The organism is Curtobacterium sp. MCPF17_046 (assembly GCF_003224295.1).
In the GTDB taxonomy this organism is placed as follows: Bacteria; Actinomycetota; Actinomycetes; order Actinomycetales; family Microbacteriaceae; genus Curtobacterium.
The window spans coordinates 60,290-71,170 of sequence record NZ_QKLB01000017.1; the positions used below are offsets into that span (position 1 = coordinate 60,290).

Annotated in this window: 14 protein-coding genes; 6 read left to right on the top strand and 8 right to left on the bottom strand. The window is 71.3% G+C overall.

Translation table 11 applies throughout. The features are described 5' to 3' along the window. Nucleotides 1–27 precede the first annotated feature (27 nt). Entirely contained in the window at nt 28–327 is a 300-nt protein-coding gene (locus DEJ32_RS13715) for a Dabb family protein (RefSeq protein ID WP_110901674.1), read from the top strand. 56 nt (nt 328–383) lie between these two features. On the opposite strand, the gene DEJ32_RS13720 is transcribed toward DEJ32_RS13715, so the two are convergent. The 5 genes from DEJ32_RS13720 to DEJ32_RS13735 all read right to left on the bottom strand — a co-directional run bounded on the left by DEJ32_RS13720 (nt 384) and on the right by DEJ32_RS13735 (nt 3,704). Next, the gene (locus tag DEJ32_RS13720) at nt 384–842 is read right to left on the bottom strand and encodes a BLUF domain-containing protein (protein WP_110901662.1); all 459 of its coding nucleotides are present in this window, start codon (nt 840–842) and stop codon (nt 384–386) included. 134 nt (nt 843–976) lie between these two features. Beyond that, entirely contained in the window at nt 977–1,708 is a 732-nt protein-coding gene (locus DEJ32_RS13725) for an OBAP family protein (RefSeq protein WP_110825635.1), read from the bottom strand. A 3-nt stretch (nt 1,709–1,711) separates the two neighbouring features. Further along, a complete protein-coding gene (locus DEJ32_RS16330; protein ID WP_181420462.1) occupies nt 1,712–1,879 on the bottom strand; it encodes a hypothetical protein in 168 nt (55 codons plus the stop codon). 35 nt (nt 1,880–1,914) lie between these two features. After that, nucleotides 1,915–2,631 carry an NADPH-dependent F420 reductase gene (locus DEJ32_RS13730; protein ID WP_110901663.1) on the bottom strand — a complete coding sequence of 239 codons (717 nt, stop codon included), beginning with the start codon at nt 2,629–2,631 and terminating at the stop codon, nt 1,915–1,917. Further along, nucleotides 2,628–3,704, bottom strand: coding sequence for an LLM class flavin-dependent oxidoreductase (locus DEJ32_RS13735; protein ID WP_110901664.1), 1,077 nt, complete (start codon nt 3,702–3,704; stop codon nt 2,628–2,630). Before DEJ32_RS13735 ends, DEJ32_RS13730 begins: the two co-directional genes overlap by 4 nt. A gap of 85 nt (nt 3,705–3,789) precedes the next feature. Between DEJ32_RS13735 and DEJ32_RS13740 the strand changes: the two genes are divergently transcribed. Then, on the top strand, nt 3,790–4,299 hold the full coding sequence (locus DEJ32_RS13740) for a MarR family winged helix-turn-helix transcriptional regulator (protein WP_110901665.1): 510 nt from the start codon (nt 3,790–3,792) through the stop codon (nt 4,297–4,299). A 25-nt stretch (nt 4,300–4,324) separates the two neighbouring features. On the opposite strand, the gene DEJ32_RS13745 is transcribed toward DEJ32_RS13740, so the two are convergent. After that, on the bottom strand, nt 4,325–6,052 hold the full coding sequence (locus DEJ32_RS13745; protein ID WP_110901666.1) for an AMP-binding protein: 1,728 nt from the start codon (nt 6,050–6,052) through the stop codon (nt 4,325–4,327). A 199-nt stretch (nt 6,053–6,251) separates the two neighbouring features. Between DEJ32_RS13745 and DEJ32_RS13750 the strand changes: the two genes are divergently transcribed. Then, nucleotides 6,252–7,241, top strand: a complete 990-nt coding sequence (locus DEJ32_RS13750) for a helix-turn-helix transcriptional regulator (protein WP_181420683.1) — start codon at nt 6,252–6,254, stop codon at nt 7,239–7,241. Between the two features lie 22 nt (nt 7,242–7,263). Here DEJ32_RS13750 and DEJ32_RS13755 read toward each other — a convergent pair whose 3' ends face one another. Further along, complete coding sequence (locus DEJ32_RS13755) at nt 7,264–7,599, bottom strand: hypothetical protein (protein ID WP_110825641.1); 336 nt, start codon at nt 7,597–7,599, stop codon at nt 7,264–7,266. A 158-nt stretch (nt 7,600–7,757) separates the two neighbouring features. Here DEJ32_RS13755 and msrA point away from each other — a divergent pair, with 158 nt between their 5' ends. Beyond that, entirely contained in the window at nt 7,758–8,279 is a 522-nt protein-coding gene (gene msrA, locus DEJ32_RS13760) for a peptide-methionine (S)-S-oxide reductase MsrA (protein ID WP_110825642.1), read from the top strand. 104 nt (nt 8,280–8,383) lie between these two features. Here the strand turns inward: msrA and DEJ32_RS13765 are convergent, their stop codons facing one another. Then, on the bottom strand, nt 8,384–8,890 hold the full coding sequence (locus DEJ32_RS13765) for an ATP-binding protein (protein ID WP_181420684.1): 507 nt from the start codon (nt 8,888–8,890) through the stop codon (nt 8,384–8,386). Between the two features lie 103 nt (nt 8,891–8,993). Here DEJ32_RS13765 and mtnN point away from each other — a divergent pair, with 103 nt between their 5' ends. After that, nucleotides 8,994–9,728 (top strand): 5'-methylthioadenosine/S-adenosylhomocysteine nucleosidase, encoded by a 735-nt coding sequence (gene mtnN / locus DEJ32_RS13770; protein WP_181420685.1) that lies wholly within the window; start codon nt 8,994–8,996, stop codon nt 9,726–9,728. Nucleotides 9,729–9,993: 265 nt separating this feature from the next. Beyond that, a complete protein-coding gene (locus DEJ32_RS13775) occupies nt 9,994–10,428 on the top strand; it encodes a hypothetical protein (RefSeq protein ID WP_110901669.1) in 435 nt (144 codons plus the stop codon). Nucleotides 10,429–10,881: the final 453 nt, after the last annotated feature.

A 10,881-nucleotide genomic window follows, 5' to 3' on the forward strand; every position in this document is an offset into this window, starting at 1 on the left:
GGTGGTGCAGTGGAGGAGGGGTCGCCGATGACCGAGATCGTGCACGTCGTGCTGGTGGAGTGGGACACGGAGGACACTGCCGTGCCGGAACGGGCGACGGCGCTCGCACACGAGCACCTGCCCGGCATCGACGGCGTGGTGTCCGTCGAGACCGGCCCGAGCGTCAGCCCCGAGGGGCTCGAGGGCGGCTTCGACTGGATGCTCGTCGTCAGGTTCCGGGACGCCGCTGCGCGGGACGCCTACCTGCCGCACCCGGCGCACCAGCCGGTCGCCGACCACATCGGCGCGCACAACGCGCGAGTGGTCGTGTTCGACGTGGCTGCCTGACGGACGGGAGGCCCGTGGCACGCTCACCACGGGCCTCCCGTCCGGCGCACGCCCGGTCAGGCGGTTCGGAAGCGGTCCGGTCGTGCCTCGAACCAGCGGATGAGCTCGCGGAGCGCCGGCGAGGCCACCGACGGGACGGTGCCCGGCGCAGGCGACTCGGTCGAGACGGCCTCGACGTCCTCGAAGGTCGAACGGTACCCGGGCACGTCGTCGAGGTCGGCCTCGGACGTCGGCGCGAACGCCATCGTCCACCCGGGGAACTGTCGCTCCTCGATGAGCTCCTCGACCAGCATGGTGACCTTCGTGTGCCGCGGGTCGGTCTTGATCGTCGCCATCTTCCCGCGGACGGCTGCGTCGGGACCCTCGAGCAGCTGCAGGAAGTAGCCGTTCCGGAACAGCAGCATGCCGGTGACGTCGTTCCGCTCGTTCGCGTCCCGGCTCTGCGTGAGCAGGTCCGCGAGGGCATCGTCATTAAACGTGTCCGTCGCGACGCTCGAGTAGATCAACGACAGCATCTGGGCACCGCTTCCGATCGACCGGCCCGGCACACCCGTGGTGGACGGGCGAGGAACCGGATGCCAGCGAACTCCGGCACGGCTGGGAGGACCGTCCCGCTGTCCACTCAGGGACGGTCAGGCCGGCGCCGGCGTCAGGGTCGGCCGTCCTCCGCGTCCACGACGCCCGGGGTCGGGGTCGTGCCGGTGAAGTCGTCGCGCATCGTGCCGACGCCGCGCTGCGGGTGCGCCCGGTCGAGGTGCTTCGCGCGCGAGGCCTTCCGCGGCTCGGGGTCGGTGTGCATCGCGGTGTTCCGGTCGTCCTGCAGCGCGGACTGCACCTCGCCCTCGCGGTTGAACGACCACATGAGCATCGGGTCGCCGACGGGCAGCGGGTCGGCCTCGTGCCCGCCCATCGGGGCGCTGTGCCAGGTGTGCCAGGTCTTGCCGTAGGAGTTGACGAGGTGCCCCATCAGCTCGGTCTCGACCGCGATCGGCAGCCCCGGGGCGACGAGCTCGCCGGAGAAGACCTCGTGGTTGTGCGGGTGCCACGACGGCTTCTCGTCCTCGGGCAGCCCGTCGAACAGCCGCTCGGAGACGATGTACTCGACGCCGATCAGGTTCGCGTCCGCGGTGTTGCCGTCGAACAGCACGCACTGGAGCATCTCGGCGTTCACGACCTTGCAGTAGTGGTGGGCCTCCATCTGCACGTCGGGCTCGCCCTTGACGCAGTGGAAGCCGACGACGTAGACGTCGAACCCCTTGAGCGGGTCCGTCGGCTGCAGCAGGTCGGCGCCACGGTCGAGCAGGGCCAGGCGGAACCCCCGGTCCGCGCCCGGTGGGGTGACGCCGGTGGCACGGGCCGGGACCGCGGGGTTCCGCGGCACGGGTCAGCCCTCCTCGGGCTCGGCTGGCTCCCCGCCGGAGTCCACGTCACTGTCCTGCTGCGGGTCCTGCGTGGCGTTCCCCGAGGCGGAGCCGTCGGGCAACTCCTCGGTGTGCCGGGCCTCCGCGTCGGAGATGTCGTCCGGGCCGGTTCCGTTCGTCGTGTCGCTCATGGACGCGACCGTACGCGGTGGCCGTCCTCGCCGGCTCAGGCCGGGAGGCCCGCCCGCGCGGCCGCGACGGCCCGCCCCCGGTCCGTGGTCGGGAAGCGCTCGATGAGCGCCACGAGTTCCGGAGCCGGGACGTTCGCCCCGAAGGCCTCGGCGTGCGGTTCGAGCGCCACGCTGTCGCTGAGCGAGCCCGCGGCGACGGCGTCGAAGCCGAGCTCGTCGACGAGCGCCGCGACGGCCGCCACGGCCGCCTCGTCGTCGCCCGCGACGGCGATCGCCTTCCGCTCGGGGTCGCCCGCGGGACGCGCGCCGGCGTCGAGGTCGTGGTACCCCATGTGGTTGAACGCCTTGACGACGGTGGCTCCCGACAGGTGCTGCTGCACGAGCGCACTCGTCGACACGCGGCCGTCCTCGAGGTCGGGGCGGTGCCCGTCGACCTCCCACCAGTGGTTCATCGCGTCGATGACGACCTTGCCGCGGAGCCGCTCCGCGGCGATCGTGTCGAGGCGTCCGAGCGGCAGGGCGAGCACGACGACGTCGGCCTGGTCGACGGCGTCGGCGGCGCGCACCGCCTCGGTCCCGGGCGCCACGACGGACAGGATCAGGCGGATGCGGTCCGGGTCGCCCGAACCCGCGACGAGGACGCGGTGGCCGGTGCCGACGAGCAGGCGGCCGAGGACCGTCCCGAGCTTCCCGGCGCCGAGGACCGCGACGGTCCGGAACGGGGAGGTACCGGTGGTGTCCGTGCCGGTCATGCTGCGGCCTCCTGGCGATCGGTGTCGCCGCGGTCGGTGTCGCCGCGGTCGGCGAGCAGTTCGCGCACTCGCGGGACGACGACGCCGCCGTACAGCTCGACGGCGCGGGTGCGGGCCCGCATCGACTGGCCGCCGGAGGTGTAGATCATGTCGAAGCGGCCGACGCCCATCGTGTCGACGGCGTGGGCGATCCGCTGCGCGACGGTCTCCGGCGAGCCGATGTACATCGAGCCGGTGGCGACCTCGCGGTCGAACTCGGCGCGCGTCACCGGCGGCCACCCGCGCAGGGCCCCGATCCGGTCGCGGACGACCCGGTAGTGCGGCCAGAACAGCTCTGTGGCCTTCTCGTCCGTGTCGGCGACGAAGCCGGGCGAGTGCATGCCGACCGGGTGCGCCGTCGTGCCGAACTGCTCGGCGGCCCGGCGGTACAGGTCGAGGTACGGCGCGAAGCGCTCGGGCTGCCCGCCGATGATCGCGAGCATGAGCGGGAACCCGTACTGCGCGGTCCGGACGACCGACTGCGGGGACCCGCCGACGCCGACCCAGGTGCGCAGGCCGTGCTCGGTCTTCGGGAAGACGTCGGCGTCGACGAGCGACGCGCGGGTCGTCCCGCTCCAGGTGACGGGCTCCTCGCGCAGGAGCTGCGCGAACAGCTCGATCTTCTCCTCGAACAGGACGTCGTAGTCGGCCAGGTCGTGGCCGAACAACGGGAAGGACTCGGTGAAGGACCCGCGGCCGAGGATCACCTCGGCCCGACCACCGGACAGCGCGTCGACCGTCGCGAAGCGTTGGAACACGCGGACGGGATCGTCGGAGGACAGGACCGTGACGCCCGACCCGAGGCGGATGCGCTTCGTCACCGTGGCGAGACCGGCGAGCACGGTCTCGGGGGAGGACACGGAGTACTCGGGCCGGTGGTGCTCCCCGACCGTGAAGACGTCGACGCCGAGTTCGTCGGCGATGACGGCCTCGTCGACGAGCTGCCGGATCGACCGGGCGTGGCTGACGAACGCGCCGTCGTCGTCCGTGGGGACGTCGCCGAACGTGTCGAGGCCGAAGGTGATGTCGGGCATGGTGCCTCATTCCGTTGTCGCTTCAACCAAGTGATTGACGCGTCAATCATGTGCCGCTACCGTCGGGGAGTCAAGAGGAGGCCGCATGGGTGATGACGGACAGCAGACGCGGGGCCGGCGATCGCCGACCGTCGACGAACTGGCGACCTGGCGCGACTACGTCGAGACGTCGGAAGCGGTCCGCCGTGCGCTCGCCGCGGCGCTCCAGTCCGCGTCCGGGATCTCCGACGGCGACTACCGCGTGATGCTCGCGTTGAGCGAGGCGCCGGAGCGCACGCGCCGCTCCGCAGAGCTCGCCGACGAGGTCGGGTGGGAACGCAGCCGGCTCTCGCACCACCTCCGGCGGATGGAGGAACGCGGCCTCGTCACCCGCGACCGGGTCGGACCGGACGCCCGCGGCACCGCCGTGACCCTGAGCGCCGAGGGCGTCCGGCTCTACCGGAGCTCCTCGGCCGCCCACCTCCGCGCGGTCCGACAGGTCTTCGTCGACGCCTTCACGCCCGAGGAGCTCGCCGCGGTCCGCGTCGTGACCGGGGCCCTCCGCCGCCACCAGGCCGCGGGCCTCCCGGACCAGGCCCGGGCCGACCGGACCTGACCCGTCCGGTCACACTCGCCGCGGGTCAGGCGTCGCGACGCCCGGTGCGGAGGCCCGGGAACTGCTCGTCGCGCCACTCCCCCTCGAGCTGCGGGCCGCCGAACGCCTCCTGTTCGCGGGCGCGCAGTTCGACGCGGCGGATCTTGCCCGACACGGTCTTCGGCAGCGCACCGAACTCCACCCGTCGGACGCGCTGCCAGGCCGGCATCGCGGAGCGGGCGTGCGCCAGGATGTCCCGCGCGGTCTCGGCGGTGGGCTCCCACCCGGACGCGAGCGTGACGTACGCCTTCACCACGGTCAGGCGTTCCTCGTGCGGCGCCGGGACGACCGCGGACTCGGCGACCGCGGGGTGCTGGAGCAGCGCGCTCTCCACCTCGAACGGCGAGACCTTGTAGTCCGAGGACTTGAACACGTCGTCGGTACGGCCGACGAAGGTCAGCGAACCGTCCTCGTGCCGGGTGGCGACGTCACCGGTGTGGAAGAAGCCGTCGCGGAGCGCGTCGTCGGTCCGCTCGGGCGCTCCGAGGTACCCGGCCATGAGGTTCACCGGTGTCGTCGTCAGGTCGAGGCAGACCTCGCCCTCGCTGGCGCCCGCTTCACCCGTCACCGGGTCGAGGAGCGTGATCGCGACTCCCGGCAGCCCGTGGCCCATCGCCCCGGGCCGCACGGTGTCGCCCGGGGAGTTGCCGACGATCGCGGTGGTCTCGGTCTGGCCGTAGCCGTCGCGGATCGTGCGGCCCCAGGACTCCTCGACCAGCCGGATGACCTCGGGGTTGAGGGGCTCGCCGGCCGAGACGACCTCGCGGAGGGCGGTCGGCCGGCTGCCGAGGTCGGCCTGGATGAGCAGGCGCCACACGGTCGGCGGGGCGCAGAAGGACGTGACCTGGGCCCGCTCGAGCTGGTGCAGCAGGCCCACCGGGTCGAAGCGCTCCTGGTTGTACACGAACACCGTGGCCTCGGCGATCCACGGCGCGAAGAAGCAGCTCCACGCGTGCTTGCCCCATCCCGGCGAACTGATCGCCAGGTGGACGTCGCCGGGCTCGAGCCCGATCCAGTACATGGTCGTCAGGTGCCCCACGGGGTAGGACGTCTGCGTGTGCACGACCATCTTCGGCTTGTCCGTGGTCCCGGAGGTGAAGTACACCAGGCACGGGTCCGTGGCCGCGGTCACCACCTCGGGCTTCCACTCCCCCGCGGGTGCGGGTTCGCCGAGGTCGCTCGGGTACGTCGTCCAGCCGTCCACGGTGCCGCCGACCACGATGCGGGTGAAGTCCCCCGTCAGGTCCGCGTACTTCGGCGTCTCGCGCAGCGTGGTGACGACGTGCGCGACCTGGCCGCGGTCGATGCGGTCCTGCAGGTCCGCGGCGCCGAGCATCGTCGACGTCGGGAGGATCACCGCGCCGGCCTTCATGACGGCGAGCATCGACTCCCAGAGCTCGAGCTGGTTGTCGAGCATGAGCAGCACGTGGTCGCCCTTCGCGACGCCGAGGTCGTGGAACCGTGCCGCGAGCCGGTCGGAACGGGCGGACATCTCCGCGTAGGTGGTGCGCGACTCGCGCCCGTCCTCCTCGACGATGACCAGGGCGTCCCGGTCGTTGCCCGCCGCGATGACGTCGAACCAGTCGATCGCCCAGTTGAACGTGGCACCGACGTCCGGCCACCGGAACGTCTCGCGCGCCGCAGCGCTGTCGGTGCGGGCGGCGATGAGGGCGTCTCTGGCGGCGCGGAGGGCGGCGGCGGGTTCGGTGCGCATGTACCGACCTTGCCCCATCGAGGTGGGTCCGCGCACGGCCGACGCCCAACTACCACAGCATGGAGAAGCGATCAACCCCTCGCGGGGATGATTCCCGGTCCGTAACGTGCTCATGGAGGCACCGAACGTGTGCTGCTCGCTTCCGATGCGGGGCCGCCCGGGCCAGCACGACACCATGAGCGAGAGGATCGGACCGACGATGACACTGATCGACGAACGGCCCGGCCTGACGGGCACCGCCCCTCGCAGCACCGTCCGCATCGAGGCCATGGGGCATGCACCCGACGCAGCGGTCCTCGACCTCAGCGGGTTCTACGCCGGGCGGCAGTGGTCCGCCCGAGCGACCGAGCAGCCCTTCCGCTACCGCTACACCGCGGTCGGCGACGCCGACCTGACGCTCCGTCGGGCGCAGGTCTCCGGGTTCCTCCGCGGAGCCATCCCGGCGTCCGACGAGTACATCGTCCAGTGGCTCACCGCGGGGCAGGGCGTCCCCGACGTCCTGCAGGACCGCGTGCCGATGACCGGTGACGTGCCGATGCTCTTCCCGACCTGTCGGGACTTCGTGTTCGAGTACCAGGACTACGACCAGCGCGTCGTGCACCTGTCCCGACGGGTCGTGCACGAAGTCGCTGACGAGCAGTTCCACACCGGGCAGGTCGCGGACCTCGGCCTCGACCACCTGCGCACCCTCGACCCGGCCGCCGTGGCGCAGTGGAAGAACAGCCTGGCGCTGCTCTCCCGCGAGCTGCGGACGGGCGGCGTCGACTCCCTCCTCTGGCACACCCTCGTCCGCGGGACCGCAGGTGCGTTCCTCCGGATGTACCCGCCGACCGTGACCACGTTGCCGCCGGCCGTGCTCCTGCCCCGACGCGCACGCCTCCGCGCCGCCGTCGAGTACGTCCACGAGCACGTCGCCGAGCCGATGAGCGTCTCGGACGTCGCCGGTGCCGCCGGGCTCAGCGTCCGGGCGACCCAGGAGGCATTCCAACGCCACCTCGGGCTGACGCCCATGCAGTACCTGTTGCAGGTGCGCCTCGAGCAGGTCCGTCGCGAGCTGCTGCAGGCCGACCCGACCACCGCTGCCGTGCAGACGATCGCCCGACGGTGGGGGTTCGCGCACCTCGGTCGCTTCTCCGCCGCGTACCGGAACGCCTACGGCGAGTACCCACGGAACACGCTGCGCCGCTGACGTCGGTCCGGACGGGCCGCGGTCAGTCGAAGTCGTAGTCCTCCGGGCGGACGTCCGGGTCCTCGTGGACCGGGCGCACCGGCCCGGCGATGTCCGCCAACCGGTGCACGTGCTCCACGAACGCGGAGTCGTCGACGTCGACACCCCGTCCGTCGTCGGGTGCCGGGCTCAGGGTGATCTGGCTCGACGGACCGATCAGCAGGGTCTCGACGACCGGCAGTCCCTGCTCGTCGACCGTCGGGACGTCCAGGGTGTCGGTCTTCCGGTTCGCCCCGAGCACCGCCGCGTAGTGGATGACGGCGTCGGCTGCGTCGTCGCTCGTCCGGATCGCCCGACCTGCGTACTGGATGTCCTTCATCCGCCCAGTCAACGCGCGACGCGTGCGGCGGGGCTCAGGTCCTCCACGAGACGCAACCGCCCGGCCGACGCGGCATCCGCTCGGATGGAACAGACGGAGCCGTCCCTCTGTTGCACCGGGTACTGTCGCAGCCAGCGTCACGAACCACGGAGGTACCGATGACCACCACCGAGACCGCGATCCTCGCCGGCGGGTGTTTCTGGGGAGCGCAGCAGCTCCTCCGCCGCCGACCGGGAGTCCTCAGCACCCGCGTCGGCTACTCGGGCGGCGACGTGCCGAACGCCACCTACCGCAACCACGGCACGCACGCCGAGGCGGTCGAGATCGTCTTCGACCCGTCGGTGATCTCCTACCGTGAGCTCCTCGAGTTCTTCTTCCAGATCCACGACCCGTCGACGAAGAACCGCCAGGGCAACGACGTCGGCATGAGCTACCGCTCCGCCGTCTTCTTCACCTCGGACGAGCAGCGCGACGTCGCCCTCGACACCATCGCCGACGTCGACGCCTCCGGTCTGTGGCCGGGCAAGGTCGTCACCGAGGTCACCCCCGCCGGCCCCTTCTGGGAGGCCGAGGAGGAGCACCAGGACTACCTCGAGAAGATCCCGAACGGGTACACGTGCCACTTCGTGCGCCCGGGCTGGGTCCTGCCGAAGCGCAGCGAGGCGGCCGCCACGGCCTGACCGGTCGCGCCGTCACAGCCCACGGACGGGAGGCCCGGTACCAGCTGGTACCGGGCCTCCCGTCCGTCGTCGGGTCGTCGCCGTCGGCCCGGCGACCAGGCGCGTCAGCGCGGGGCGTCGCCGCCGGTGTCCTCCGCGACGTCGTGTTCGCGCTGGAGCGACTCCGGGAGTCCCATCACGAGGCGCCACCGGTTGCCCTCGGGGTCCCGCTCGTAGGAGAAGTCGTCCATCAGGAGCTCGATCATCGCGATCCCGCGGCCGGACTCGGCCATCTCCTCGGGGTCCGGCATCTCCGTGCGGAACGGCACCTGCACCTCGGCGCCGCTGTCGCTGAGCACCGCCTCGAGCGTGGTCGACGTCCGCCGCAGCGTCAGCTGGCACACCAGCCGTTCGTTCCCCTCCGCGTGCTCGATGACGTTCCCGGCGAGTTCGAGCAGCGCGGTCTCGAACCGCATCCGCTCACCCGGGCCGAGGTCGGCGTTGCGGTGCCAGAGGTCGTCCACCGAGTCGTGCACCTCGTCCACGTCGTTCGGCGGCACGACGAGCAGCACGGTGCGCTCCCATGCCGGGCCGGAGATCACCGAACCGTCAGCAGTGCCGTCAGTCACCATGCGCACATCCTCACATCTCGGTGGGGGTCTGCGGCAGTACCCCGAACGTCCTGCCCCTCTGCTCGCTCGCTCGCCGGGGCCGTCCCTGTGGGAAGATCGCGGGGTGGACGCCACTCGACGACCCGCGGCCGTCGTCATCGCCGCGATGAGTGAAGAGGTCTCGGCGTTCACGGACCTCTTCGGCGGCGGTCCGGTCCTGCGCGGCCCGACCGGTGGCCACGACGAGCACCACCTCCTCGACGTCGACGGCGCCACGGTCGCCGTCCGCCGGAGCGGCATCGGCTTCACGAACGCGACCGCAGCCGTCGCGCACGCCTTCCACGACTTCGGCCCCGGCGTCCCCGTCATCAGCGTGGGCACCGCCGGCGGCCTCGCCCGCGAGGTCCAGCTCGGCGACGTCGTCGTGGGGGACTCGTACGTCAACCTCAACGCCGACGCCACCGCCTTCGGGTACGTGCTCGGTCAGGTGCCGGGCATGCCTCCCGAGTACGGCGCCGACGCCGATCTCATCCGTCGCGCCCGCGAGGTCCCGACCGACGACGTCGTCCGCACGGCGTCGATCGGCTCGAGCGAGGTCTTCGTCACCGACGGCCGGGCCCGGGACCTCCGCCGCACCTTCCCGACGGTCGCAGCGGTGGACATGGAGTCGGCGGCCATCGCGCAGTTCGCCTCCGTGCACGCCATGCCGTTCGTGTCGATCCGCGGCATCAGCGACCTGTGCGCCCCGGACGGCGACGAGTTCCGGGAGCACCTCGACGACGCGGCGGCTCGGGCGGCGCGGGTTGCGCACGGGGTCGTCGTCGGGCTGGCGCGGGGTGCGGTGCTGCCGAGGGGCTGACGTCTGTGCACGTCGACGAGGAGGGACCTGATCACCTGGACCCCGGCACGGAGTCGCTCCACGACATCACACTCACCACGACCGGCCAGGGTGGCTCCGTCACGCGGTACATCCCGAAGGGGCCGACACCGTACGAGCAAGCCGTCCTTGACAGTCTGCATTCATCGGGGGCTCGATGAGAACACTCACCAGCCGAGCGGTTGCGACCGTCGCACTGCTCGTCGCCGTCCCGTTCCTACTCACCAGCTGCCAGCAAGGGCCGACCGTGCAACCGAACGAAGCGAAGAAGGACATCGTCGACGTCGTCGACCGAACGACGGAAGCGCTCGGCGGCGAATGGACGGTCCGACGAGGACCGGCACTCGGCAAGTGCCCGGCGACCGCGGAGACGGACGGGGTCACCTGGACCTACATCCTCGACCGCGACGAGGTCAGCGACCAGACGGCGGACCGGGCGGCGGTCAAGGACCTCTGGGACTCCTCCGGGATCACAACCTCGGACTACGAGAGCGGCGGGGCGGATCCACTCCGGAGTGTCATCGGTCACGGTGGACCGACCTGGTCGATCGAGTTCCTCATACGCTCCGACGGCTACACGGTCCATGGGGTGTCCCAGTGCGCGGACGGGGACTACAAGGAGATGCTGCGACGCGGCGAGGATGACCTTCGGTCTGCTCGCCGAGCGGCAGCCGTTCGGTGACCCGGCGACGGCTCCGAGCCGGCCCAGGGTTTCGTGCTCGTATGCGAGTGGGCATCGGGATGGGGGCAGGTACCAGACGGCGCAGCGATTCCTGCAGGGTGCCGGCTGGAGGCAGCGTTTGCGCGGACAGGACGAGCAGGATCACGCAGTCGGGAAGTTTCACGATCGACGCACGGAGCGTAGAACTCCCTAGGCCGACGGGAACGACGCTCACGTTTCAAGGATCGAAGCTTCTCGAGGTCGATCACCCGAAACCATCTGAAAAAGAGAAAACCCCCGCCGAAGCGGGGGTTTTCTGTGGCGGTACCGGTGGGATTTGAACCCATTTGCGAGCCTCCGAGCTGCCCCCACCGAGCGTCCGATCCCTGTAAACACGGGCATGGTGCCGACAGCTTGAGCCAACCGAAACCGTCCCCGGCCAGGTGGTGGTGCACCTGTCTCTTATACACATCT

Excerpts from the sequence above, each read along its gene's own strand:
- DEJ32_RS13715 (WP_110901674.1), top strand. The coding sequence starts at position 28 with ATGACCGAGATCGTGCACGTCGTGCTGGTGGAGTGGGACACGGAGGAC.
- DEJ32_RS13720 (WP_110901662.1), bottom strand. The coding sequence starts at position 842 with ATGCTGTCGTTGATCTACTCGAGCGTCGCGACGGACACGTTTAATGAC.
- DEJ32_RS16330 (WP_181420462.1), bottom strand. The coding sequence starts at position 1,879 with ATGAGCGACACGACGAACGGAACCGGCCCGGACGACATCTCCGACGCG.
- DEJ32_RS13730 (WP_110901663.1), bottom strand. The coding sequence starts at position 2,631 with ATGACCGGCACGGACACCACCGGTACCTCCCCGTTCCGGACCGTCGCG.
- DEJ32_RS13735 (WP_110901664.1), bottom strand. The coding sequence starts at position 3,704 with ATGCCCGACATCACCTTCGGCCTCGACACGTTCGGCGACGTCCCCACG.
- DEJ32_RS13740 (WP_110901665.1), top strand. The coding sequence starts at position 3,790 with ATGGGTGATGACGGACAGCAGACGCGGGGCCGGCGATCGCCGACCGTC.
- DEJ32_RS13745 (WP_110901666.1), bottom strand. The coding sequence starts at position 6,052 with ATGCGCACCGAACCCGCCGCCGCCCTCCGCGCCGCCAGAGACGCCCTC.
- DEJ32_RS13750 (WP_181420683.1), top strand. The coding sequence starts at position 6,252 with ATGACACTGATCGACGAACGGCCCGGCCTGACGGGCACCGCCCCTCGC.
- DEJ32_RS13755 (WP_110825641.1), bottom strand. The coding sequence starts at position 7,599 with ATGAAGGACATCCAGTACGCAGGTCGGGCGATCCGGACGAGCGACGAC.
- msrA (WP_110825642.1), top strand. The coding sequence starts at position 7,758 with ATGACCACCACCGAGACCGCGATCCTCGCCGGCGGGTGTTTCTGGGGA.
- DEJ32_RS13765 (WP_181420684.1), bottom strand. The coding sequence starts at position 8,890 with ATGGTGACTGACGGCACTGCTGACGGTTCGGTGATCTCCGGCCCGGCA.